Source organism: Salmonella sp. 2020_1459 (genome assembly GCF_043847915.1).
Classification (GTDB): domain Bacteria; phylum Pseudomonadota; class Gammaproteobacteria; order Enterobacterales; family Enterobacteriaceae; genus Salmonella; species Salmonella enterica.
Genome location: NZ_JBCMFA010000004.1, coordinates 1 through 21,840 on the forward strand (window position 1 = coordinate 1; position 21,840 = coordinate 21,840).

Consider the following 21,840-nt stretch of genomic DNA (forward strand, 5'->3'; position numbering starts at 1 on the left):
CACCGGTGATCATGTTTTTAACATAGTCGGCGTGCCCCGGGCAGTCTACGTGTGCGTAGTGGCGGGTCGGGGTATCGTATTCAACGTGAGAAGTGTTGATGGTGATACCACGCGCTTTTTCTTCCGGAGCGTTATCGATCTGGTCGAATGCACGAGCAGCACCGCCGTAGGTTTTAGCCAGTACGGTGGTGATTGCAGCGGTCAGGGTAGTTTTACCGTGGTCAACGTGGCCGATGGTGCCGACGTTAACGTGCGGTTTTGTACGTTCAAATTTTTCTTTAGACACGGCTATATTCCTTACTATAGCGCTCTCCCCTTCAGGAGAGAGCACGGGATTTTGGTTTTTAACCCTGCGGCTTATTTACCACGGGCTTCGATTACGGCCTGAGCAACGTTGTTCGGCGCATCATCATACTTCAGGAATTCCATAGTGTACGATGCGCGACCTTTGGTCAGAGAACGCAGCTGAGTTGCATATCCGAACATTTCAGACAGCGGTACTTCAGCGTGGATCTTAACGCCTGTAACTTCAGATTCCTGACCTTTGAGCATACCACGACGGCGGCTAAGGTCGCCGATAACGTCACCGGTATTCTCTTCAGGTGTTTCTACTTCAACCTTCATGATCGGCTCAAGCAGAACTGGTTTTGCTTTCTTAAAGCCTTCTTTAAAGGCGATAGACGCAGCCAGTTTAAACGCCAGCTCAGAGGAGTCAACGTCATGGTAAGAACCGAAGTGCAGACGCACACCGAGATCAACTACCGGATAACCCGCCAGCGGGCCAGATTTCAGCTGCTCCTGGATGCCTTTATCAACGGCCGGGATGTATTCGCCAGGAATTACACCACCTTTGATGTCGTTGATGAACTCGTAACCTTTCGGGTTAGAGCCCGGCTCCAGCGGGTACATGTCGATAACAACATGACCATACTGACCGCGACCACCAGACTGTTTCGCGTGTTTACCTTCGATGTCGGTAACTTTCGCGCGAATCGCTTCGCGGTAAGCAACCTGAGGTTTACCCACGTTAGCTTCAACGTTGAATTCACGCTTCATACGGTCAACGATGATATCCAGGTGAAGTTCACCCATACCAGCGATGATGGTCTGGTTAGATTCTTCATCAGTCCATACGCGGAATGACGGGTCTTCTTTCGCCAGACGGCCCAGAGCCAGACCCATTTTTTCCTGGTCAGCTTTGGTTTTCGGTTCTACCGCGATGGAGATTACCGGCTCAGGGAATTCCATACGTTCCAGAATGATCGGGTTTTCCGGATCACACAGGGTGTCACCGGTAGTCACGTCTTTCAGGCCGATAGCAGCCGCGATGTCGCCCGCGCGAACTTCTTTGATCTCTTCACGTTTGTTGGCGTGCATCTGAACGATACGACCGAAACGCTCACGTGCGGTTTTCACGGAGTTCAGTACGGTATCACCAGAGTTAACCACACCGGAGTACACACGGAAGAAGGTCAGGTTACCCACAAACGGGTCGGTAGCGATTTTGAACGCCAGCGCAGAGAACGGCTCGTCGTCGCTTGCGTGACGCTCAGCCGGAGTATCTTTACCGTCGTCCAGAATACCGTTGATCGCAGGTACGTCTACCGGGGATGGCAGGTAATCAATTACCGCATCCAGCATCGCCTGAACACCTTTGTTCTTGAATGCAGAACCACAGGTTACCAGGATGATTTCGTTGTTCAGAACGCGCTGACGCAGAGCTTGTTTGATCTCTTCTTCAGTCAGTTCTTCACCACCCAGGTATTTTTCCATCAGCTCTTCAGAAGCTTCTGCGGCGGACTCGATCAGGTTCTGGTGCCATTCGTTAGCCAGGTCCTGCATGTCAGCCGGGATATCTTCGTATTCGAAGGTAACGCCCTGGTCGGCATCGTTCCAGTTGATGGCTTTCATTTTCACCAGGTCAACAACGCCGGTGAAACCTTCTTCAGCACCAATTGCCAGCTGCAGCGGAACCGGGTTCGCGCCCAGACGGGTTTTGATCTGACCAACAACTTTCAGGAAGTTCGCGCCCATGCGGTCCATTTTGTTAACGAACGCAATGCGCGGAACTTTGTATTTGTTTGCCTGACGCCATACGGTTTCAGACTGCGGCTGAACACCACCAACTGCGCAGTAAACCATTACCGCACCATCGAGAACACGCATGGAACGTTCTACTTCGATAGTGAAGTCAACGTGCCCCGGGGTGTCGATGATGTTGATGCGATGCGGTTCATACTGCTTAGCCATACCAGACCAGAATGCAGTAGTCGCTGCGGAGGTGATAGTAATACCACGCTCCTGCTCCTGCTCCATCCAGTCCATGGTAGCTGCGCCGTCATGAACTTCACCGATTTTGTGGTTTACACCGGTGTAGAACAGAATACGTTCGGTAGTAGTGGTTTTACCGGCGTCGATGTGCGCACTGATACCGATATTACGGTAGCGTGCGATGGGTGTTGTACGAGCCATTTGATTCCTCGTTGATATCTTTAGGCGTTCAGTTAAGTTATCCAAAACGGGCGACTTACCTGAAGCGCCCGCCTGGTGACTATGACTCCGAAGGGATTACCAACGGTAGTGTGCGAACGCCTTGTTGGCTTCTGCCATACGGTGAACGTCTTCACGTTTCTTAACTGCAGTACCTTTGTTGTCTGCAGCGTCAGAAAGTTCGTTCGCCAGGCGCAGAGCCATGGATTTATCACCGCGTTTACGAGCAGCTTCTACGATCCAACGCATTGCCAGAGCATTACGACGGACCGGACGGACTTCAACTGGTACCTGATAAGTAGAACCACCTACACGGCGGGATTTAACTTCTACAGTCGGGCGAACGTTTTCGAGAGCGACTTCGAAAGCTTCCAGTTCAGATTTACCAGAACGCTGAGCCAGGGTCTCCAGCGCGCTGTATACGATTGATTCTGCAGTAGATTTTTTACCATCTACCATCAGGATATTGACAAATTTAGCCAGCAGTTCTGATCCGAACTTCGGATCCGGCAGAATTTTACGCTGACCAATGACGCGACGACGTGGCATGGAAATACTCCGTTGTTAATTCAGGATTGTCCAAAACTCTACGAGTTTAGTTTGACATTAATTTAAAACGTTTGGCCTTACTTAACGGAGAACCATTAAGCCTTAGGACGCTTCACGCCGTACTTAGAACGAGCTTGCTTACGGTCTTTAACGCCGGAGCAGTCAAGCGCGCCACGAACGGTGTGGTAACGAACACCCGGGAGGTCTTTAACACGACCGCCACGGATCAGGATCACGGAGTGCTCCTGCAGGTTGTGACCTTCACCACCGATGTAGGAAGTCACTTCAAAACCGTTAGTCAGACGAACACGGCAAACTTTACGCAGTGCGGAGTTCGGTTTTTTAGGAGTGGTAGTATATACACGAGTACATACGCCACGTTTTTGCGGGCATGCTTCCAGCGCAGGCACGTTGCTTTTCGCAACTTTGCGAGCACGTGGTTTGCGTACCAGCTGGTTAACTGTTGCCATTAAATAGCTCCTGGTTTTAGCTTTTGCTTCGTAAACACGTAATAAAACGCCCTCACACAATATGAGGACGCCGAATTTTAGGGCGGTGTCGAAAAGGTGTCAAGAAATATACAACGATCCCGCCATCACCAGGCCATCTGGTTGGCATACTTAACCGTGAGTCTGACAAACTCAGTATAGTCAACCCTGACGACACTGTCTGAAATTTGACCCCCCAGGCCGCGGGCGTCAATGTCTTCTTTCAAGGCATAGACCGTTATGGGGGCATCGCGCAGACTTTCAAGGAAGCGGTTACCTTCAATCGCGACGGTAACGCCATCCTGGAGCAGCAAAAGCGCATCGCCCTCTTTTAGCAGGCGCAGCAAAGCGGGAAAATCAACGCTCGAAGCGCAATGAGGTAAGGTATGCAGCATAAACGCCTCAGAATCTCAGGATGACATCATAGTTGCCAAGCTCGCGGCGTAACGCCACGGGTTCCAGCGGCGTGGCGTCTACCACAAAATTAATGTTCTCCAGACCACGCTCGCGCAGCGATGCCGCGCAGATCCAGCATTGATCAATATCGTACAAATCAAAGAGCTTGAAAGTAGCAATATAGTCACGCGCCAGCACAGCGTCTGGTTTTTGTCCTGGTAATAACTGAAAGACGCCGTCGCTGATAAAAAAGACGCCCAGCGCTTCCGTTAGCGCTGACGTCGCCAGCAGCGCATCCAGCCCTTCACGACCTGAGGCGCTACCGTGCGGCGCGGTGGAAAAGACAAATGCAATACGTTTCATTAAAACTGCACCACCCGATCGCAGGTGAGAGAAGCCTCCGCCAGCGCGCCCAGGCCGCTTAGCGTAAAGCCCGGCTGAAGATTGGCGGACGGCAACGCCAGTCTGCCGGCTTCAGTTTCATCAATAATACCGCGACGAAGCGCCGCCGCGACACAGATGTTCAGCGCTACGCCATGCTGCGTATTCAATTTCTGCCAGGCGCGTACCAGATCATATTCATCGCTCGCCGGCGAGGTCAGGAGATTGGCGTTATAGACACCTTCCCGATAGAAAAAGACGCTGGCTAACTCATGCCCCTCATTGAGCAGCGCGTGGGCGAACTGCAGTGCGCTGCTGGCCTGCTGGGTGCCATATGCCGGCCCGGTGACCATAATGGCATAACGCATTATTTATCCTGCCCCTGAAAATCGCCGCTTTTGAACTGGCGAATATAGAGGTAAACCGTGTGTTTTGAGATATTCAGACGATCGGCTACCTGGTTAATGGCGTCTTTAATATCGAAAATGCCTTTTTCGTACAGGTTAAGGACGATCTGACGATTTTTCGCATTGTTAGAAACATTACGATCGGCATTCACTTCTTCGATCGTGAACTCCAGCGTCTGGGTGACTAAATCTTCGACTGAGGAGGCAAAATTAACCGCTGAGCCGACTTCCGGCGTTTCCGGCGGAATAAAGGTATTCATAATCTGTGAAAATGGCACATCGAGATTCATGTTGATGCACAGTAGACCAATGACGCGCTGCTCGCGGTTGCGAATGGCAATCGTCAACGACTTCATCAAGACACCGCTTTTCGCGCGCGTGAAATAGCATTTCGACACGCTACTGTCCGCCCCTGTCATGTCGTGCAACATACGCAACGCCAGGTCGGTAATCGGCGAGCCAATTTTACGGCCCGTATGTTCGCCATTGGCAATACGAATGGCTGAACATTTTAGATCCTGCAAAGAGTGCAATACGATTTCACAATGGGAACCTATAAGCATCGCTAACCCGTCCACTACCGCTTCGTAGGATTTCAGAATATCGAAGTCGGTTTGCTCGAAGGGACGCTGATCCAGCAAATCAAGTTCACTGGTTTCGTTGGTTAAAAGCGACCTGGACATGAAAAAAAACACTCCTTTTCAGGAGCCTGTCGTTATGTTTTCAGGGCAGGCTCATTATTTACGCGGATGATTAAATTAATACAGTGAGGGTTCATCTTTCCAGTACTAATTTGCTCGTCTATTTCAGACTACGTGTGCGTTGGCGGTCATTCAGCCTACGGTCTCGCCCTTAACGACCAGCGCAAGCGCCGTTATCCGCAAATCAAATTATGGTGAGTAATATATCCGGCCTGAATAAAAAAAACCGCCGCTATTACAAGCGGCGGCTCTCAGTTTTTATTTTTTAGCAGCATCTGCGGCTTTAGCGTCAGCCGCATCGGCAGGTTTAGCATCCGCTTTCGGCGCTGGTTTGATATCCAGCAGCTCTACGTCGAATACCAGGGTTGAGTTTGCCGGGATCCCCGGAACGCCCGTTTTACCGTAGGCCAGCTCAGGTGGGATAACCAGCTTGATCTTGCCGCCTTTCTTAATATTTTTCAGACCTTCAGTCCAGCCAGGGATAACGCCGTCCAGACGGAAGGAGAGCGGTTCGCCGCGCGTGTAAGAGTTATCAAACTCTTTACCGTCGATCAGAGTACCTTTGTAGTTCACCACAACGGTATCGCTATCTTTCGGCGCCTCGCCTGTGCCTTCTTTCTCTACTTTGTAAAGCAGGCCGGTAGAGGAGGTTTTCACACCTTTCTCTTTAGCAAAAGCGTCGCGGAACGTTTTACCTTTTGCTTCGTTATCGGCAGCGTCTTTTTCCATCTTCGCCTGAGCAGCGCTCTTCACGCGTGCTTCAAACGTCTGCAGCGTTTGCTCAATTTCCTGATCGGACAGTTTGCTCTTATCGGCAAAGGCATCCTGAACGCCGGCAATCAACTGATCTTTATCCAGTTTGATGCCTAACTTTTCCTGCTCTTTAAGCGAATTTTCCATGTAACGACCCAGCGAGGCGCCCAGCGCATAAGCCGCTTTTTGATCGTCGTTTTTAAATGCTGCTTTGCTATCAGCGGTAGCTGCCGGTTTCGCCGCATCAGCAGCAAAAGTGATCGGTGCGTGCATAGCAACGGCCATCGTAGTTGCCAGCAGCGTGGCTTTAAACAGTGATTTCATCCATATCTCCAGGGCCGGGGCATCTCGCCCCATGTTAACTTACGTAAGAAGCGTACTATAAATCGTTGCAGAACAAATCAACATACGAACACGCCCTATTATCACTTCTTTTCAGACTCTTTTTGTTTAAATTAGTTTCGTAGGGCGCGTAATGGTTGCTGTGAAAGCCGGTAAAGTTAAGTAGAATCCGCCGACGGAGACAACATAAAGAGGTACATCATGCAGGATATCACGATGGAAGCTCGTCTGGCTGAACTGGAAAGCCGTCTGGCGTTCCAGGAGATTACCATAGAAGAACTAAACCTGACGGTAACCGCACATGAAATGGAGATGGCGAAGCTGCGCGATCATCTGCGTTTGCTCACGGAAAAGTTAAAAGCCAGTCAGCCGTCAAATATCGCCTCTCAGGCAGAAGAAACGCCGCCGCCGCATTATTGAGACGAAAAAAAAGCGGGGATAACCCGCTTTTTTTGTGCCCGATGATTTATCGAACCAATGATAATACCCTAAGGATTTCGAGTCACAGCAAGGCGGCAAGCTTGAAAATTCCCCGGGAGCATAGATAACTATGTGACCGGGGTTTGAAAGCGTAGCCAACACCGCGGTGGCTTGAAAGACGACGGGGATTAATGGCAACCGCAGCCGCCTTTACCACCGCCGCCGCAGCAGCCTTCGCCGCCGTGCTCGTGACCATGGTCATGACCATGACCGCCACAGCAGCCATCTTCACCGTGATCGTGGTGGTGATCGTGCGCGCCGTGAACATGACCGTGAGCCAGTTCTTCTTCAGTCGCTTCACGAATCGCAACAACTTCTACGTTAAATTTCAGATTCTGGCCCGCCAGCATGTGGTTACCATCAACCACAACGTGATCGTCTTCCACTTCGGTAATCTCTACCGGTACCGGGCCCTGGTCGGTTTCCGCCAGGAAACGCATCCCTACCTGCAGTTCATCAACGCCCATAAAGACGTCTTTAGGCACACGCTGCACCAGATTTTCGTCATACTGGCCGTAAGCGTCGTTCGCGCCAACAGCGACATCAAATTTGTCGCCAACTTCATGGCCTTCCAGCGCTGTTTCCAGACCAGAGATCAGGGAGCCGTGACCGTGCAGGTAATCCAGCGGCGCACTCACCGGAGACTCATCAACCAACACACCGTCTTCTGTACGTACCTGATAGGCCAGGCTGACCACCAGGTCTTTTGCTACTTTCATGATATCTCCTGAGCATGGGAAGAATAGTGGCGCAGATTGTAGCGGAATTCTGCAGCCGTGTACCCCTTAGCTTAAAAAAACCTGCGGCATATCGCTAGTCCGGATGAAAAATCCCGATCACTTGCTCTTCTTTGCGAACATGCTCGCGAACGTCTTTATCCGCTTCCCGCATTTGATGCCCGCACTTAACGCATTCAACAATATCGACATTATTTTCACGCCACATCGCCATTGTATCCTGCGCCTGACAGGCCGGACATTTCGCGCCTGCAATAAAACGTTTACGGATTGCCATTGTTCACCTCTACTCAAATTCATCCCAGCCATCCAACTGGCGCCGTTCCTGTTGCATTTCGCGCTGAAAAATCTCCTCCAGTTCGCGTCGGGCCTCTCTGGCGCGCGAAATCTGTACCATGTCGCTATGCTCCGGGATCAGCTCCCGCAACATTCGCATATCCAGCCGGCGAAAATGCAACTGCGCGCGTTGCGCCTGATGCGGATGCATACCTAACGACACCAGAGTTTTACGTCCCAATTCCAGCGCGCTGGAAAACGTTTCACGGGAAAACTGCGTGACGCCAGCCTGTAATAACTCATGGGCCTCCACACGTCCACGCGCTCGCGCAAGAATATGCAGATGAGGAAAATGCTGCTGACACAGCGCCACCAGCTTCATCGTGTCTTCCGGTTCATTACACGTGATGACTATCGACTCCGCCGCTTCCGCGCCCGCAGAACGCAGCAGCTCGACTTGTGTAGCGTCGCCGTAATACACTTTATAACCATATTTGCGCATCAGATTAACGGCGCCGATATCGCGTTCCAGCACGGTGATACGCATCTTATTCGCCATCAATAAGCGAGCGATCACCTGACCAAAACGGCCAAAGCCGACGACAATTACCTGGGGCTTATCATCCTCAACCCACGGCTTTTCATCATTCTCTTCCGGGCCATTAAGGCGGCGCGATAACCACTTATCAATCCCTTTCATCAGTAGCGGCGTGGTCATCATTGATAACGTGACAGTCACCAATAATAACGCCATCTGATCGCCCTGAAACAGGCGCTGAGAAGAGGCGGTAGAAAAGAGCACAAAAGCGAACTCGCCCCCCTGACTCAGCACGCTGGCAAACTGCATCCGTTCAGAACTTCTTATTCCATATAACCGCGCCAGCAGATACAGCGTCAGCATTTTTATGACGACCAGAATAACAACGCTCGCCGCCACCCACAGTAAATGGGTATAAAGTACGCCGAGATTTAGCGACATACCGACGGAGATAAAGAACAGCCCAAGCAGTAAACCTTTAAAGGGATCGATAGCGTTTTCCAGCTCATGCCGGTATTCGCTCTCTGCCAGTAAAACGCCGGCAATGAAGGTTCCCAGGGCCATCGACAGTCCCAGCGCGTCCATAAATAAGGCGGCGCTCAACACCAGCAACAGCGTCGCGGCAGTGAAAACCTCCCGCACGCCGGACGCAGCAATAAAACGAAATACCGGGCGCAGCAGGTAACGACCGCCAATCAGCATTACCGCGAAAGCCAGTACCTTCATTGCCACTTTAAACCAGTCGAAATGCTCGTCGGCCGATCCCGCCAATAAAGGCACCAACGCCAGCGCGGGGATCACCGCTAAATCCTGAAACAGTAAGACGGAAAACCCTAACTGCCCGGACTCGCTACGATTCATGCCTTTCTCGCGCATCAGTTGTAGCGCCATCGCCGTCGAAGACATCGCCAGGCCAATCCCGCCGACGACCGCCGCCTGCCATAAGAAATCAGCAAGCATCAATAATCCCGCCAGCACCGCCGCGCTTAACAGCACCTGAGCAGCGCCGACGCCGAAGATAGAGCGCCGCAGTTGCCAAAGCCGTGACGGATTGAGTTCGAGACCAATGATAAACATCAGAAACACGACGCCCAGTTCGGAAAAGTGCAGGATCTCGTCAACATCGCTGATAAATCCCAGCCCCCACGGACCGATGGCGATTCCCGCCAGCAAATACCCTAGCACCGCGCCGATGCCCAGCCTCGCGGCCAGCGGCACCGCCGCTACCGCCGCGAAGAGGAACAACACTCCCGCGGTCAATAAATCAGCACCTTCCATCAATAGCCTCCCGCGCTCACAGGATTCGCCAGCCACTCGCCATAGGCTTTCGCATGACTGGCCAGCGTCTGCGGCGACTGGCGGCGCGCCCAGTACACAATAATGGGCGGCATCCAGTGCATCCGGCACATGGCCGCGGTCAGTTCAAAAGGGCGGAGTACATCGCTCATTGGATAGCGGTTTAGCGCGTCATACCGGTAAGCGCTCTCCGGCTCGCCGGTCGTAATCACGCTACGCCAGTACTTTCCCACCAGTTGGTTTCCCCCTGGTCCGCTGGCGAACCCCCGACTCAAAACGCGATCAAGCCATTCTTTCAGTAAAGCCGGACAGCTATAGGTGTAAAGGGGATGCTGAAAAACAATGACGTCGTGCTCACGTAACAGGGCTTGTTCATAGGGCGTGTCGATAAAAAAATCAGGATAGCGCGCATAAAGATCGTGCACGGTTACGTTATTGTGCTGTATGGCCGGTTTAAGCAGTACCCGGTTAGCAACCGAGTCCTGAGATTCCGGATGGGCATACAACAGCAAGACTTTCGCTGGCTGAGACATCAATCCCCCTCCCGGTTGTTTTGGGTCGATACATGCCATTCTTCAGGCCGCTTCTACGTTGACAGAGTTTGTTCAACTCAGAAACGTACTCCATGTCCGCCGCTGGGGATTAATGAGAGATATTCTTGTCCCTCACCAAAGGCGGCCTGAATGATTTTGTGTATCGTTGTTGTTTTGAGCTACCATTGCGCTCCAGCGCGGCGGTACGCCCGAATATTACATTATCATAATGATAAATTAACATAGTCTGAACATACGGCGCCTTATGATTGTTTTCTCCTCGTTACAAATTCGTCGCGGCGTGCGCGTCCTACTGGACAATGCCTCGGCTACCATTAATCCAGGCCAGAAAGTCGGCCTGGTGGGTAAAAACGGCTGCGGTAAATCTACCCTGCTGGCATTGCTAAAAAATGAAATCAGCGCCGATGCCGGGAGTTTTACCCTGCCCGGAACCTGGCAATTAGCGTGGGTGAATCAGGAAACACCTGCGTTGCCTCAGCCAGCGATTGAGTATGTCATTGACGGCGACCGTGAATACCGGCAGCTGGAGGCGCAGCTTAACGACGCCAACGAACGTAACGACGGACATGCTATCGCCTCCATACATGGCAAGCTGGACGCCATCGACGCATGGACCGTTCGTTCGCGCGCCGCCAGCCTGCTACACGGTCTCGGCTTCTCTAACGATCAGCTGGAACGTCCGGTCAGCGACTTTTCCGGCGGCTGGCGGATGCGCCTTAACCTGGCCCAGGCGCTGATTTGCCGCTCCGATTTACTGCTGCTCGACGAACCGACCAACCACCTCGATCTGGATGCCGTCATCTGGCTGGAAAAATGGCTGAAGAGCTATCCGGGCACCCTGATTCTGATCTCCCACGATCGCGATTTTCTTGACCCGATAGTGGATAAAATTATCCATATCGAACAGCAGACTCTGTTCGAGTACACCGGCAACTACAGCGCGTTTGAAGTTCAGCGCGCCACGCGCCTGGCGCAGCAGCAGGCGATGTATGAGAGTCAGCAGGAGCGTGTGGCGCATCTGCAAAGCTACATCGACCGTTTCCGCGCCAAGGCCACCAAGGCCAAGCAGGCGCAAAGCCGTATCAAGATGCTGGAGCGTATGGAGTTGATTGCGCCGGCTCATGTCGACAACCCGTTCCATTTCAGCTTCCGCGCGCCGGAAAGCCTGCCGAACCCGCTGCTGAAGATGGAAAAAGTCAGCGCAGGTTATGGCGATCGCATCATTCTGGAATCCATCAAGCTGAACCTGGTGCCCGGCTCGCGTATCGGCCTGCTGGGCCGCAACGGCGCGGGGAAATCGACGCTGATCAAGCTGCTGGCGGGCGAACTGGAACCGTTGCACGGTGAAATCGGCCTCGCCAAAGGCATTAAGCTCGGCTACTTCGCCCAGCACCAACTGGAGTTCCTGCGCGCCGATGAATCCCCGCTGCAACATATGGCGCGTCTGGCGCCGCAGGAACTGGAGCAGAAGCTGCGCGACTATCTCGGCGGCTTCGGTTTCCAGGGCGACAAAGTAACGGAAGAGACGCAACGTTTCTCCGGCGGCGAGAAAGCGCGCCTGGTACTGGCGCTGATCGTCTGGCAGCGTCCAAATCTGCTGTTGCTCGATGAACCGACCAACCACCTGGATCTCGACATGCGTCAGGCGCTCACCGAAGCGCTGATTGATTTCGAAGGTGCATTGGTCGTCGTGTCGCACGACCGCCACCTGATTCGCTCCACCACTGACGACCTCTATCTGGTTCACGACAAAAAGGTCGAACCGTTCGACGGCGACCTGGAAGATTATCAGCAGTGGCTGAGCGACGTGCAGAAGCAGGAAAACCAGGCCGACGACGCGCCGAAGGAAAACAACGCCAACAGCGCCCAGTCACGCAAAGATCAGAAGCGTCGCGAAGCCGAGCTACGCACTCTGACGCAGCCGCTGCGTAAAGAGATTACCCGTCTGGAAAAAGAGATGGAAAAGCTCAACGCCCAGTTAGCGCAGGCGGAAGAGAAGCTCGGCGACAGCAGCCTGTATGACCCCAGCCGTAAAGCGGAGATGACCGAGTGTCTGCAGCTGCAGGCCAGCGCCAAATCCGGGCTGGAAGCGTGTGAAATGGCATGGCTTGAGGCGCAGGAGCAGCTTGAGCAGATGATGCAGAACGACTAAGAGCCTATCCCATTAGGCTCTAACGCACGGGGCGGACGATGAACCTGTCTATCACCGATGACATTACCTTCCGCAAGCTCACCATCTTCATGATGCTTGTGGAGAAGGGTAACATCGCCCGCACCGCCGAGGCGCTGCACACGCTGGAAGAGAACGTTCGTGGTCCGCTGTTCGTCCATAAAGGCCTCTTAGGTACTCGCCCCGGTATAAAGATTACCGTTGCGGTCGGCAGCACCGGAACAGAAGCCTGCGTTATGTGATTTAGCGGCAAAGGTTGCCGTGATTTATTTTCGTCAGCGCGTCGTTCACGCCAAATAATTTAAACGTCACCTCATCAACGCCAAGATTTTTCAGACGCGCAGTGTGTTTTTTAATATAAGCCTGCGCCGTTTCTTCGGATTCAAACAAGTAAATGCCGCCAGCTTGCTGGTTTTTCTCGCTTTCTGTCCAGATTTTCCAGATGAAGCCCGGCTCCTCATTGATAGACTCCGCCAGCCCGACCAGTTGCTGAGTCATCTCCTCGCCAAAAGGGCCGCTAAAGTTAAAATGGATCTGTAAAAGTGTCTTCGACATGCCTTCTCCTTGAGTCACATAACTATCGTGTTGCCACACTACCACGATTAATTCGGCTGATGCAGGGGTTCACGCGATTTCTGTGGGGTATTGCGCGCGCCTTGCATACCGCCCCCTCTGGTGAAATGAGGCGCAATTTTATTTCGCCAGACGACCAATTGAACGTAAAATCACATATTGACTAATCTGTGAACCTTATGCGCGGTATAGTATTGTTTCCAATTATCAATTGTTCTGGTGCTATGGTTGAGATCACGTCCACAGAAATGACCCCGCCTGTCAATGACTCGCATGAATTTATTCCCATGCGTGGCATTCGTAATCGCCATTTACAAACTATGCTGCCGCGCTTAATCCGCCGCAAAGTGAAGTTCAACGCCCACTGGCAGCGGCTGGAGCTACCGGACGGCGATTTTGTCGATCTGGCATGGAGCGAAGAACCGCAACAGGCAAAGCATAAACCGCGGCTGGTGGTCTTTCACGGTCTGGAAGGCAGCCTGAACAGCCCCTATGCCCACGGGCTGATTGAGGCGGCGCAAAAGCGCGGCTGGCTGGGCGTGGTGATGCACTTTCGCGGCTGTAGCGGCGAACCCAACCGTCTGAATCGTATTTACCACTCCGGTGAAACGGAGGACGGAGCCTGGTTTTTACGCTGGCTACAGCGGGAGTTCGGCGCCGTTCCGACAGCCGCCGTGGGCTATTCGCTCGGCGGTAATATGCTGGCGTGCCTGCTGGCGAAAGAAGGCCGCGATATTCCCATCGAGGCGGCGGTGATTGTTTCTGCGCCCTTTGTTCTCGAAGCCTGTAGCTACCACATGGACAAAGGGTTTTCCCGCGTCTATCAGCGTTATTTGCTTAATCTGTTAAAAGCGAATGCGTCACGCAAGCTGGCGGCGTATCCCGGGTCGCTGCCGGTGAATCTGGCGCAACTGAAATCAATGCGCCGAATTCGCGAGTTTGACGACCTGATCACCGCGAAAATTCACGGCTTTGCCGACGCCATCGACTACTATCGTCAGTGTAGCGCCATGCCGTTGCTTAACCAGATTGCTAAACCGACGCTGATTATTCACGCTAAAGACGATCCGTTTATGGATCATCACGTGATCCCTAAAGCGGAAGATCTGCCCCCGCAGGTGGAGTATCAGCTGACTGAGCATGGCGGACACGTAGGATTTATCGGCGGTACGCCGCTGCGCCCTGAAATGTGGCTGGAACGCCGAATTCCTGACTGGCTGACAACGTACCTGGAGGCGTCATCATGATCATTCCCTGGCAGGGGCTCGCCCCCGACACGCTGGACAACCTGATCGAAAGCTTTGTGTTGCGCGAAGGCACCGATTATGGTGAACATGAACGTTCGCTTGAACAAAAAGTCGCTGACGTAAAACGCCAACTGCAATCCGGCGAGGCCGTGCTGGTATGGTCTGAATTACATGAAACGGTCAATATTATGCCGAAAAAGCAGTTTCGCGAATAAAACGCCTTTGCCGACAATACATTATTACTAAAGCTCAATCATGGAGTTGCCATGTCAGCCAAACATCCGGTGATAGCAGTAACAGGGTCAAGCGGCGCGGGGACCACCACCACCAGCCTCGCGTTTCGTAAAATTTTCGCGCAGTTAAATCTGCACGCCGCCGAGGTGGAAGGCGACAGTTTTCATCGTTACACCCGCCCGGAAATGGACATGGCGATCCGCAAAGCGCGTGACGCCGGGCGGCATATCAGCTATTTCGGGCCTGAAGCCAATGACTTCAGCCTACTGGAACATACCTTTATTGAGTACGGGCAGACGGGTAAAGGCCAGTCGCGTAAATATCTGCATACCTATGATGAAGCCGTACCGTGGAATCAGGTTCCCGGCACGTTTACGCCCTGGCAGCCGCTACCCGAACCGACCGATGTGCTGTTTTATGAAGGACTGCACGGCGGCGTCGTCACCCCGCAACATGATGTCGCGCGTCATGTTGATCTGTTGGTTGGCGTGGTGCCTATCGTCAACCTCGAGTGGATTCAGAAACTAATCCGCGACACCAGCGAGCGCGGACACTCCCGTGAAGCGGTGATGGATTCCGTGGTGCGTTCCATGGACGACTACATCAATTACATTACGCCGCAGTTCTCGCGTACCCATATCAACTTCCAGCGCGTACCGACCGTCGACACGTCCAATCCGTTCGCCGCAAAGGGTATTCCCTCGCTGGATGAAAGTTTTGTGGTGATCCATTTCCGCAACCTGGAAGGGATCGATTTTCCCTGGCTCCTGGCGATGCTCCAGGGCTCGTTCATTTCTCACATTAATACATTAGTGGTGCCGGGCGGCAAAATGGGGCTGGCGATGGAGCTGATTATGTTGCCGCTGGTGCAGCGATTAATGGAAGGCAAAAAAATCGAATAACCGCGGTGAAATGCCCGATGGCGCTACGCTTATCGGGCCTACGAGATAAAAACGGGTAGGCCGGATAAAGCCACGCCGCCATCCGGCATCACATGTTACGCCGCAATCACTTCATACGAATGGGTAATATTGACCGCTTTTTCCAGCATTAGCGCTACCGAGCAATATTTTTCCGCGGAGAGATCGACAGCGCGCGCGACGGCAGCCTCTTTCAGATCGCTGCCGGTAACGATAAAATGCAGATTAATGTGCGTAAACAGGCGCGGCGCGTCTTCCCGGCGCTCGGATGTCAGCTTCACTTCGCAGTTGGTGACATTCTGACGGCCCTTTTGCAGGATTGATACCACATCAATAGCGCTACATCCGCCAGCCGCCATTAATACCATCTCCATCGGACTCGGCGCTTTGTCACCGGAGTTGCCATCCATTAAAATCTGGTGGCCGGAGGAGGACTCTCCGAGGAACGTGAGCCCTTCAACCCACTTTACACGCGCTTGCATATTTCGTAACTCCAATGTTTCAATTTTCCTGAAAGATTACGCGCATACAACAAAAGTCGCAATGGAAGGCGACCTGGGTCATGCTGAAGCGAGACACCAGGAGACACACGGCGAAAGCTATGCTAAAACAGACAAGATGCTACAGTAATACATTGACGTACTGCATGTATGCAGAGGACATCACATTACAGGCTACAATCTATTTTCGTAGCCCCCTTCCCAGGTAGCGGGAAGTATATTTTTGCAACCCCAGAGACAGTGCCGTTTTCTGGCTCTGGAGACAGCTTATAACAGAGGATAACCGCGCATGGTGCTTGGCAAACCGCAAACAGACCCGACTCTTGAATGGTTCTTGTCTCATTGCCACATTCATAAGTACCCGTCAAAGAGCACGCTGATTCACCAGGGTGAAAAAGCAGAAACGCTGTACTACATCGTTAAAGGCTCCGTGGCAGTGCTGATCAAAGATGAAGAAGGGAAAGAAATGATCCTTTCTTATCTGAATCAGGGTGATTTTATTGGTGAACTGGGCCTGTTTGAAGAAGGCCAGGAACGCAGCGCCTGGGTACGTGCGAAAACCGCATGTGAGGTCGCTGAAATTTCCTACAAAAAATTTCGCCAATTAATCCAGGTCAACCCGGATATTCTGATGCGCCTCTCTTCCCAGATGGCTCGTCGCTTACAAGTCACCTCTGAAAAAGTAGGTAACCTCGCCTTCCTTGACGTCACCGGGCGTATCGCTCAGACGCTGCTGAATCTGGCGAAACAGCCCGATGCCATGACGCACCCGGATGGGATGCAGATCAAAATCACCCGTCAGGAAATCGGCCAGATCGTCGGCTGCTCCCGCGAAACCGTTGGTCGTATTTTGAAAATGCTGGAAGATCAAAACCTGATCTCCGCGCATGGCAAGACCATCGTCGTCTACGGCACCCGTTAATCCCGTCAGAATGGCGCGTTTTATCATGCGCCATTTTTGTTTGCATCGATGTGGCGAAGACTGATTTATCACCCAGAGATTAATTACGCACTACGGCAAACGCTGGTGCTGTGCCTGCCTGTGGCTGTTGGTTTATTGATAGGCCAGCTACACCTGGGCTTGCTTTTCTCTCTCGTTCCCGCCTGCTGCAACATTGCAGGTCTGGATACCCCGCACAAACGCTTTTTTAAACGCCTGATCATCGGCGCGTCGCTGTTCGCCGGATGCAGTCTGGTAACGCAACTTCTGCTGGCGGAATCCATCCCCCTGCCGTTGATCCTGACCGGGCTGACGCTGGTGCTTGGCGTGACGGCGGAAATTAGCCCGCTTCACGCGCGGCTACTGCCAGCGTCGCTGATTGCCGCCATCTTTACCCTGAGTCTTGCGGGATACATGCCCGTCTGGGAGCCGCTGCTCATTTATGCGCTGGGCACGCTATGGTACGGCGTGTTTAACTGGTTTTGGTTCTGGCTATGGCGCGAACAGCCGCTGCGCGAGTCATTGAGTTTGTTATACCGTGAACTGGCCGATTATTGTGAAGCGAAATACAGCCTGCTCACCCAACATATCGATCCGGAAAAAGCGCTGCCTCCCCTGCTGATACGCCAGCAAAAAGCGGTCGATCTCATTACCCAGTGTTACCAACAGATGCATATGCTTTCGGCGCACAACAATAATGATTACAAGCGCCTGTTGCGGGCTTTTCAGGAAGCGATGGATTTGCAGGAGCACATCTCCGTCAGCTTGCATCAGCCGGAAGAGGTACAGAAACTGGTAGAACGCAGCCATGCGGAAGAGGTGATTCGCTGGAATGCGCAAACGGTCGCCGCCCGTCTGCGCGTGCTGGCGGATGACATTCTTTATCATCGTCTGCCGACGCGCTTCTCCATGGAAAAACAGATTGGCGCTCTGGAGAAGATCGCCAATCAGCATCCTGAAAATCCGGTAGGCCAGTTCTGCTATTGGCACTTCAGTCGAATCGCCCGTGTGCTGCGTACTCAGCGACCGCTGTACGCCCGCGACCTGATGGCCGATAAACAGCGTCGTTTGCCGCTACTTCCGGCGCTGAAAAATTATATGTCTCTTAAATCGCCGGCGCTACGCAACGCCGGACGCATCAGCGTGATGATGAGCATCGCCAGTCTGATGGGCAGTGCGTTGCACCTGCCTAAACCGTACTGGATACTCATGACGGTGCTGTTTGTCACCCAAAACGGCTATGGCGCGACGCGCGTACGTATTCTGCACCGTTCGGTCGGAACGCTGGTCGGCCTGGTGATTGCCGGCGTCACGCTGCACTTACATATTCCCGAAAGCATTACGCTGGCGGTCATGCTGGTACTCACGCTGGCAAGTTATCTGATTATTCGTAAAAACTACGGCTGGGCGACGGTCGGCTTTACGGTGACGGCGGTATACACCATCCAGTTACTGACGCTAAACGGAGAGCAGTTTATTGTGCCGAGGCTGATCGATACGCTGATTGGCTGTTTAATTGCCTTTGGCGGCATGGTCTGGCTGTGGCCGCAATGGCAAAGCGGGCTATTACGTAAAAACGCCCATGATGCGCTGGAAGCCGATCAAGAAGCTATCCGACTGATCCTCAGTAACGATCCGCAGGCCACCCCGCTCGCTTATCAAAGAATGCGGGTCAACCAGGCGCATAACACGTTATTCAACTCGTTAAATCAGGCAATGCAGGAACCCGGATTCAATACCCACTATCTGTCGGATATGAAACTATGGGTCACGCACAGCCAGTTTATTGTCGAGCATATCAACGCCATGACGACGCTGGCGCGGGAGCACACCATGCTGACGCCGGATCTGGCGCAGCGCTATCTGGAATCTTGCGAGATTGCAATTCAGCGCTGCCAGCAGCGCCTGGAGTACGACAGGCCAGGCGGCTCCGGCGATGTCAATATTCTGGAGTCGCCGGACATGCCGTCACATGGCTTATTGAGCACTCTGGAACAACATTTACAGCGCATCATTGGCCATCTGAACACCATGCACACCATTTCGTCGATGGCCTGGCGTCAGCGTCCGCATCACGGTATCTGGCTGAGTAAGCGGCTACGGGATACAAAAGGTTAAGACCGACTGCCGGATGCGCTACGCTTATCCGGCAATCCGCCATCAGGCCACCACCTTCCCTACCGCCTGCGCAAAGCGCTGCATTCCTTCATGGATATCCGCCTCTTCCACCACCAGCGACGGGGCAAAACGCATCACGTCGGCTCCGGCATTGAGCACCATCACGCCGGCCTCCGCGCCTGCGTACAGAAAATCGCGCGCCCGACCTTTGTACTTCGGCTTCAGTTCCGCGCCAATCAGCAGCCCCATGCCGCGAATATCGCTGAAAATGTCAAATTGCTCGTCAATCGCCTGCAAATGTTGCACAAACTGTTGCCGCTTAGTGTGAATGCCTTGTAGTACTTCTGGCGTATTAATAATATCGAATGCCGCGCCAGCCACCGCACAGGCCAGCGGATTGCCGCCATAGGTTGAACCATGCGAACCAACATGGAAGGCCGAGGCGATCTCCTGCGTGGTCAGCATGGCGCTCACCGGAAAACCGCCGCCTAACGCTTTGGCGCTGGTGAGGATATCCGGCGTGACGCCGTAGTGCATATAGGCAAACAGGTCTCCGGTGCGCCCCATCCCGCACTGCACTTCATCAAATACCAGCAACGCCTGATGCTCGTCACACAGGTCGCGTAACCCTTTGAGGAATTCCGGTGTAGCCGCCTGCACGCCGCCTTCACCCTGAATCGGCTCGACCACCACCGCGCAGGTGTGGTCATCCATTACCGCTTTTACCGCATGAAGATCGTTGAAGGGAACGTGAATAATATCGGCGGGTTTCGGCCCAAAGCCGTCGGAATATTTTGGCTGCCCGCCGACAGAGACAGTAAACAAGGAACGGCCATGAAAGGCGTTATGGAAGGCAATGATTTTCGTTTTGAACGGGCTATGGCGCACGCAGGCATAATGACGCGCCAGTTTAAAAGCGGTTTCGTTCGCTTCGGTGCCGGAATTCATAAACAGCACGCGCTCGGCAAACGTGGCGTCGATCAGTTTACGTCCCAGACGCAACGCCGGTTCATTGGTAAAAACGTTACTGGTATGCCACAAGGTTTCCCCCTGGGATTTCAGCGCCTCGACCAGTGCCGGATGGCAATGGCCCAGCGCAGTCACTGCAATCCCGCCGGCGAAATCGATATACTCTTTGCCCTGCTGATCCCATACGCGGCTGCCTTTACCTTTGACCGGAATAAAGTCCGCCGGTGCATAAACAGGCAGAATCACCTCATCAAAAGTTGCGCGCGTAATAGCCGTTTGTTCAGTTGCCATATCATTACCACCCGGTTAAGCAGAAAATTCAGTGAAATTATACTCACAAAATATGAATAAAAAATCACTCAATGACAACCATTAATCAACGTTGAAGAAAATTTTCCAGTAGCGCGTGTCCCTGTTCGCTAAGAATACTTTCCGGGTGGAACTGCACGCCTTCCAGATCCCACTCGCGGTGGCGAATGCCCATAATCTCCTGCGTTTCGCTCCAGGCGGTGATCTCAAAACACTCTGGCAACGTGGCAGGGTCGACAATCAGCGAGTGGTAACGTGTCACGGTTAACGGGCTGGGCAATCCCCGAAACACGCCCTGTCCATTATGCGTAACAGGTGACGTTTTACCGTGCATCACTTTCGCTGCCCGCACCACCGACGCGCCAAAGGCCTGCGCCATCGCCTGATGACCCAGGCAAACGCCCAGCATCGGAATACGTCCGGCATAATGGCGGATGACCGCCAGTGAAATGCCAGCGTCATTTGGCGTACAGGGGCCAGGAGAGATAACGATTTTTTGCGGGTTCAAAGCGTCAATGTGCGCCAGCGTCAGCGCATCATTGCGCCGAACCTGCACTTCCGCGCCCAGTTCACAAAAATACTGGTAGAGGTTCCAGGTAAAGGAATCATAGTTATCGATAAGCAGGATCATGGCGGCTCCGGGTCAGTAGAACCGCCCTATTTTACTCAGTTTCGCGAGCTTCGCTTATCGCTTTCTGAAAAATCGCCCGCAAAGCGGAGAGATCGCCCATCGCGCCGCTCTGGTTCGCCTGCTTCCATGTTTCAACCGCAATACCTTGCCAACTCAGCGCGTAGCCTGCATGTAGCGCCAGTTGTTCAAAGAAGATGCGCTGCGCCAGCCCGCTCCCCAAACGAAACGGATGAAGCACATTAATTTCACAGTAGTAATGCGCCAGCCGCTCGACAAACTTCTCGTGCGCCAGACCAACCAGGTAGCCCTCTTCTTCCAGATCCTGCATCAGAGCGTTGCCCTCTTTTTCGATATAGGCAAAGTGGCAAAAACGGGTATCGCCCTGGTAAATATCGACCTTCCGCAGTTGCCCTGCCCAGTCGAAAATATCCTGATAGAGCTGGCGATGAATCGCGCACAGATGAGGCAAGCCGCGTACCAGCGGCCCCAGTTCAATCGTAGCGGCGCGGAGCGCGGTCATTTCGTATGCCGCTTGCGCCAGTCGCTGGGCCTGATGAATCCCCAGCCGATTACGCATCACATTCAGCCCCGGATAGAGGTACGGATCGCGTCCTTCGCCAAATTTATCGCTCATAGTGCCTCCGAAGCTCGTCAAGACGTACCAGCGCTTCGTCGGCAGTCAGGGTTACTAAGGGGATCTCAATACCTTCGAGACGGCGGCTTTGCTGGAAGTTAACGTTGCGCCGTTGCTCCCAAAAGCGTGACTTTTGTTTATCGGTAAGTTTCTTCACCTGGCCTCCCTGAATATGCCTGTGCTTGACCACAAGTATAAGCAGCAATT

General features: G+C 53.1%; 27 protein-coding genes. 8 read left to right on the plus strand and 19 right to left on the minus strand.

What is annotated here, in order from left to right; genetic code table 11:
• From ACH0VJ_RS11935 to fkpA, 9 genes are all read right to left on the minus strand, one after another.
• Positions 1 to 286, minus strand: a 286-nt coding sequence (locus ACH0VJ_RS11935; RefSeq protein ID WP_000031682.1) for a GTP-binding protein, incomplete at its 3' end; no start/stop codon positions are given.
• A 71-nt stretch (positions 287 to 357) separates the two neighbouring features.
• Positions 358 to 2,472 carry an elongation factor G gene (gene fusA / locus ACH0VJ_RS11940; protein WP_000124693.1) on the minus strand — a complete coding sequence of 705 codons (2,115 nt, stop codon included), beginning with the start codon at positions 2,470 to 2,472 and terminating at the stop codon, positions 358 to 360.
• Between the two features lie 96 nt (positions 2,473 to 2,568).
• Complete coding sequence (gene rpsG / locus ACH0VJ_RS11945) at positions 2,569 to 3,039, minus strand: 30S ribosomal protein S7 (RefSeq protein WP_001138042.1); 471 nt, start codon at positions 3,037 to 3,039, stop codon at positions 2,569 to 2,571.
• Positions 3,040 to 3,134: 95 nt separating this feature from the next.
• Positions 3,135 to 3,509 (minus strand): 30S ribosomal protein S12, encoded by a 375-nt coding sequence (gene rpsL, locus ACH0VJ_RS11950; RefSeq protein WP_000246815.1) that lies wholly within the window; start codon positions 3,507 to 3,509, stop codon positions 3,135 to 3,137.
• A gap of 125 nt (positions 3,510 to 3,634) precedes the next feature.
• A complete protein-coding gene (gene tusB / locus ACH0VJ_RS11955; protein ID WP_000903400.1) occupies positions 3,635 to 3,922 on the minus strand; it encodes a sulfurtransferase complex subunit TusB in 288 nt (95 codons plus the stop codon).
• 7 nt (positions 3,923 to 3,929) lie between these two features.
• Positions 3,930 to 4,286, minus strand: a complete 357-nt coding sequence (gene tusC / locus ACH0VJ_RS11960; RefSeq protein WP_000820704.1) for a sulfurtransferase complex subunit TusC — start codon at positions 4,284 to 4,286, stop codon at positions 3,930 to 3,932.
• Positions 4,286 to 4,672, minus strand: a complete 387-nt coding sequence (gene tusD, locus ACH0VJ_RS11965) for a sulfurtransferase complex subunit TusD (protein ID WP_001268010.1) — start codon at positions 4,670 to 4,672, stop codon at positions 4,286 to 4,288. The genes tusC and tusD overlap by 1 nt, the downstream gene beginning before the upstream one ends.
• The gene (locus tag ACH0VJ_RS11970) at positions 4,672 to 5,394 is read right to left on the minus strand and encodes a transcriptional regulator (RefSeq protein WP_000091471.1); all 723 of its coding nucleotides are present in this window, start codon (positions 5,392 to 5,394) and stop codon (positions 4,672 to 4,674) included. The genes tusD and ACH0VJ_RS11970 overlap by 1 nt, the downstream gene beginning before the upstream one ends.
• A gap of 276 nt (positions 5,395 to 5,670) precedes the next feature.
• Complete coding sequence (fkpA, locus tag ACH0VJ_RS11975) at positions 5,671 to 6,489, minus strand: FKBP-type peptidyl-prolyl cis-trans isomerase (protein ID WP_000838227.1); 819 nt, start codon at positions 6,487 to 6,489, stop codon at positions 5,671 to 5,673.
• Positions 6,490 to 6,708: 219 nt separating this feature from the next.
• On the opposite strand from fkpA, the gene ACH0VJ_RS11980 reads away from it, so the two are divergent.
• Positions 6,709 to 6,927 (plus strand): protein SlyX, encoded by a 219-nt coding sequence (locus tag ACH0VJ_RS11980; protein ID WP_001152701.1) that lies wholly within the window; start codon positions 6,709 to 6,711, stop codon positions 6,925 to 6,927.
• A gap of 188 nt (positions 6,928 to 7,115) precedes the next feature.
• On the opposite strand, the gene slyD is transcribed toward ACH0VJ_RS11980, so the two are convergent.
• The 4 genes from slyD to kefG form a co-directional block, all read right to left on the minus strand.
• Positions 7,116 to 7,706 carry a peptidylprolyl isomerase gene (slyD, locus tag ACH0VJ_RS11985; RefSeq protein ID WP_000861341.1) on the minus strand — a complete coding sequence of 197 codons (591 nt, stop codon included), beginning with the start codon at positions 7,704 to 7,706 and terminating at the stop codon, positions 7,116 to 7,118.
• A 94-nt stretch (positions 7,707 to 7,800) separates the two neighbouring features.
• Positions 7,801 to 8,001, minus strand: a complete 201-nt coding sequence (locus tag ACH0VJ_RS11990; RefSeq protein ID WP_001007735.1) for a YheV family putative zinc ribbon protein — start codon at positions 7,999 to 8,001, stop codon at positions 7,801 to 7,803.
• 9 nt (positions 8,002 to 8,010) lie between these two features.
• Positions 8,011 to 9,816 carry a glutathione-regulated potassium-efflux system protein KefB gene (kefB, locus tag ACH0VJ_RS11995; RefSeq protein ID WP_000398133.1) on the minus strand — a complete coding sequence of 602 codons (1,806 nt, stop codon included), beginning with the start codon at positions 9,814 to 9,816 and terminating at the stop codon, positions 8,011 to 8,013.
• A complete protein-coding gene (gene kefG / locus ACH0VJ_RS12000) occupies positions 9,816 to 10,367 on the minus strand; it encodes a glutathione-regulated potassium-efflux system ancillary protein KefG (protein WP_000081820.1) in 552 nt (183 codons plus the stop codon). The genes kefB and kefG overlap by 1 nt, the downstream gene beginning before the upstream one ends.
• Before the next feature lie 265 nt (positions 10,368 to 10,632).
• Between kefG and ACH0VJ_RS12005 the strand changes: the two genes are divergently transcribed.
• Both ACH0VJ_RS12005 and ACH0VJ_RS12010 read left to right on the plus strand, forming a co-directional pair.
• The gene (locus tag ACH0VJ_RS12005; RefSeq protein ID WP_000634764.1) at positions 10,633 to 12,540 is read left to right on the plus strand and encodes an ABC transporter ATP-binding protein; all 1,908 of its coding nucleotides are present in this window, start codon (positions 10,633 to 10,635) and stop codon (positions 12,538 to 12,540) included.
• Positions 12,541 to 12,578: 38 nt separating this feature from the next.
• The gene (locus ACH0VJ_RS12010; RefSeq protein WP_001054034.1) at positions 12,579 to 12,800 is read left to right on the plus strand and encodes a LysR family transcriptional regulator; all 222 of its coding nucleotides are present in this window, start codon (positions 12,579 to 12,581) and stop codon (positions 12,798 to 12,800) included.
• A gap of 1 nt (position 12,801) precedes the next feature.
• On the opposite strand, the gene ACH0VJ_RS12015 is transcribed toward ACH0VJ_RS12010, so the two are convergent.
• Positions 12,802 to 13,113, minus strand: a complete 312-nt coding sequence (locus ACH0VJ_RS12015) for a monooxygenase (protein WP_000047689.1) — start codon at positions 13,111 to 13,113, stop codon at positions 12,802 to 12,804.
• Between the two features lie 197 nt (positions 13,114 to 13,310).
• On the opposite strand from ACH0VJ_RS12015, the gene ACH0VJ_RS12020 reads away from it, so the two are divergent.
• The 3 genes from ACH0VJ_RS12020 to ACH0VJ_RS12030 are packed head-to-tail and all read left to right on the plus strand — an operon-like array spanning position 13,311 to position 15,514.
• Positions 13,311 to 14,378 (plus strand): hydrolase, encoded by a 1,068-nt coding sequence (locus ACH0VJ_RS12020; RefSeq protein WP_001214115.1) that lies wholly within the window; start codon positions 13,311 to 13,313, stop codon positions 14,376 to 14,378.
• Complete coding sequence (locus ACH0VJ_RS12025) at positions 14,375 to 14,593, plus strand: YheU family protein (protein WP_000586568.1); 219 nt, start codon at positions 14,375 to 14,377, stop codon at positions 14,591 to 14,593. Before ACH0VJ_RS12020 ends, ACH0VJ_RS12025 begins: the two co-directional genes overlap by 4 nt.
• A 51-nt stretch (positions 14,594 to 14,644) precedes the next feature.
• Positions 14,645 to 15,514 carry a phosphoribulokinase gene (locus ACH0VJ_RS12030; protein ID WP_001274690.1) on the plus strand — a complete coding sequence of 290 codons (870 nt, stop codon included), beginning with the start codon at positions 14,645 to 14,647 and terminating at the stop codon, positions 15,512 to 15,514.
• 95 nt (positions 15,515 to 15,609) lie between these two features.
• Here ACH0VJ_RS12030 and ACH0VJ_RS12035 read toward each other — a convergent pair whose 3' ends face one another.
• Entirely contained in the window at positions 15,610 to 16,014 is a 405-nt protein-coding gene (locus ACH0VJ_RS12035) for an OsmC family protein (protein ID WP_001148919.1), read from the minus strand.
• A gap of 307 nt (positions 16,015 to 16,321) precedes the next feature.
• On the opposite strand from ACH0VJ_RS12035, the gene crp reads away from it, so the two are divergent.
• Positions 16,322 to 16,954, plus strand: coding sequence for a cAMP-activated global transcriptional regulator CRP (gene crp, locus ACH0VJ_RS12040; protein WP_000242758.1), 633 nt, complete (start codon positions 16,322 to 16,324; stop codon positions 16,952 to 16,954).
• A 48-nt stretch (positions 16,955 to 17,002) separates the two neighbouring features.
• The gene (locus ACH0VJ_RS12045; RefSeq protein ID WP_000269311.1) at positions 17,003 to 19,090 is read left to right on the plus strand and encodes a YccS/YhfK family putative transporter; all 2,088 of its coding nucleotides are present in this window, start codon (positions 17,003 to 17,005) and stop codon (positions 19,088 to 19,090) included.
• Between the two features lie 42 nt (positions 19,091 to 19,132).
• Here ACH0VJ_RS12045 and ACH0VJ_RS12050 read toward each other — a convergent pair whose 3' ends face one another.
• From ACH0VJ_RS12050 to ACH0VJ_RS12065, 4 genes are all read right to left on the minus strand, one after another.
• Complete coding sequence (locus ACH0VJ_RS12050; RefSeq protein WP_000190023.1) at positions 19,133 to 20,350, minus strand: aspartate aminotransferase family protein; 1,218 nt, start codon at positions 20,348 to 20,350, stop codon at positions 19,133 to 19,135.
• An 85-nt stretch (positions 20,351 to 20,435) separates the two neighbouring features.
• The gene (gene pabA, locus ACH0VJ_RS12055; protein WP_000601878.1) at positions 20,436 to 20,999 is read right to left on the minus strand and encodes an aminodeoxychorismate synthase component 2; all 564 of its coding nucleotides are present in this window, start codon (positions 20,997 to 20,999) and stop codon (positions 20,436 to 20,438) included.
• Positions 21,000 to 21,030: 31 nt separating this feature from the next.
• Positions 21,031 to 21,633 carry a putative adenosine monophosphate-protein transferase Fic gene (locus ACH0VJ_RS12060; RefSeq protein WP_001280680.1) on the minus strand — a complete coding sequence of 201 codons (603 nt, stop codon included), beginning with the start codon at positions 21,631 to 21,633 and terminating at the stop codon, positions 21,031 to 21,033.
• Positions 21,623 to 21,790, minus strand: a complete 168-nt coding sequence (locus ACH0VJ_RS12065) for a YhfG family protein (RefSeq protein ID WP_001521109.1) — start codon at positions 21,788 to 21,790, stop codon at positions 21,623 to 21,625. Before ACH0VJ_RS12065 ends, ACH0VJ_RS12060 begins: the two co-directional genes overlap by 11 nt.
• Positions 21,791 to 21,840 lie beyond the last annotated feature (50 nt).

Coding starts and splice junctions, on each gene's coding strand:
- crp (WP_000242758.1), top strand. CDS start 16,322: ATGGTGCTTGGCAAACCGCAAACAGACCCGACTCTTGAATGGTTCTTG.
- ACH0VJ_RS12005 (WP_000634764.1), top strand. CDS start 10,633: ATGATTGTTTTCTCCTCGTTACAAATTCGTCGCGGCGTGCGCGTCCTA.
- kefG (WP_000081820.1), bottom strand. CDS start 10,367: ATGTCTCAGCCAGCGAAAGTCTTGCTGTTGTATGCCCATCCGGAATCT.
- ACH0VJ_RS12030 (WP_001274690.1), top strand. CDS start 14,645: ATGTCAGCCAAACATCCGGTGATAGCAGTAACAGGGTCAAGCGGCGCG.
- ACH0VJ_RS12010 (WP_001054034.1), top strand. CDS start 12,579: ATGAACCTGTCTATCACCGATGACATTACCTTCCGCAAGCTCACCATC.
- ACH0VJ_RS12020 (WP_001214115.1), top strand. CDS start 13,311: ATGCGCGGTATAGTATTGTTTCCAATTATCAATTGTTCTGGTGCTATG.
- tusC (WP_000820704.1), bottom strand. CDS start 4,286: ATGAAACGTATTGCATTTGTCTTTTCCACCGCGCCGCACGGTAGCGCC.
- ACH0VJ_RS12015 (WP_000047689.1), bottom strand. CDS start 13,113: ATGTCGAAGACACTTTTACAGATCCATTTTAACTTTAGCGGCCCTTTT.
- ACH0VJ_RS12025 (WP_000586568.1), top strand. CDS start 14,375: ATGATCATTCCCTGGCAGGGGCTCGCCCCCGACACGCTGGACAACCTG.
- ACH0VJ_RS12035 (WP_001148919.1), bottom strand. CDS start 16,014: ATGCAAGCGCGTGTAAAGTGGGTTGAAGGGCTCACGTTCCTCGGAGAG.
- rpsG (WP_001138042.1), bottom strand. CDS start 3,039: ATGCCACGTCGTCGCGTCATTGGTCAGCGTAAAATTCTGCCGGATCCG.
- ACH0VJ_RS11980 (WP_001152701.1), top strand. CDS start 6,709: ATGCAGGATATCACGATGGAAGCTCGTCTGGCTGAACTGGAAAGCCGT.
- ACH0VJ_RS12050 (WP_000190023.1), bottom strand. CDS start 20,350: ATGGCAACTGAACAAACGGCTATTACGCGCGCAACTTTTGATGAGGTG.
- rpsL (WP_000246815.1), bottom strand. CDS start 3,509: ATGGCAACAGTTAACCAGCTGGTACGCAAACCACGTGCTCGCAAAGTT.
- ACH0VJ_RS11990 (WP_001007735.1), bottom strand. CDS start 8,001: ATGGCAATCCGTAAACGTTTTATTGCAGGCGCGAAATGTCCGGCCTGT.
- slyD (WP_000861341.1), bottom strand. CDS start 7,706: ATGAAAGTAGCAAAAGACCTGGTGGTCAGCCTGGCCTATCAGGTACGT.
- fusA (WP_000124693.1), bottom strand. CDS start 2,472: ATGGCTCGTACAACACCCATCGCACGCTACCGTAATATCGGTATCAGT.
- kefB (WP_000398133.1), bottom strand. CDS start 9,816: ATGGAAGGTGCTGATTTATTGACCGCGGGAGTGTTGTTCCTCTTCGCG.
- pabA (WP_000601878.1), bottom strand. CDS start 20,999: ATGATCCTGCTTATCGATAACTATGATTCCTTTACCTGGAACCTCTAC.
- tusB (WP_000903400.1), bottom strand. CDS start 3,922: ATGCTGCATACCTTACCTCATTGCGCTTCGAGCGTTGATTTTCCCGCT.
- ACH0VJ_RS12060 (WP_001280680.1), bottom strand. CDS start 21,633: ATGAGCGATAAATTTGGCGAAGGACGCGATCCGTACCTCTATCCGGGG.
- ACH0VJ_RS12045 (WP_000269311.1), top strand. CDS start 17,003: ATGTGGCGAAGACTGATTTATCACCCAGAGATTAATTACGCACTACGG.
- fkpA (WP_000838227.1), bottom strand. CDS start 6,489: ATGAAATCACTGTTTAAAGCCACGCTGCTGGCAACTACGATGGCCGTT.
- tusD (WP_001268010.1), bottom strand. CDS start 4,672: ATGCGTTATGCCATTATGGTCACCGGGCCGGCATATGGCACCCAGCAG.
- ACH0VJ_RS11970 (WP_000091471.1), bottom strand. CDS start 5,394: ATGTCCAGGTCGCTTTTAACCAACGAAACCAGTGAACTTGATTTGCTG.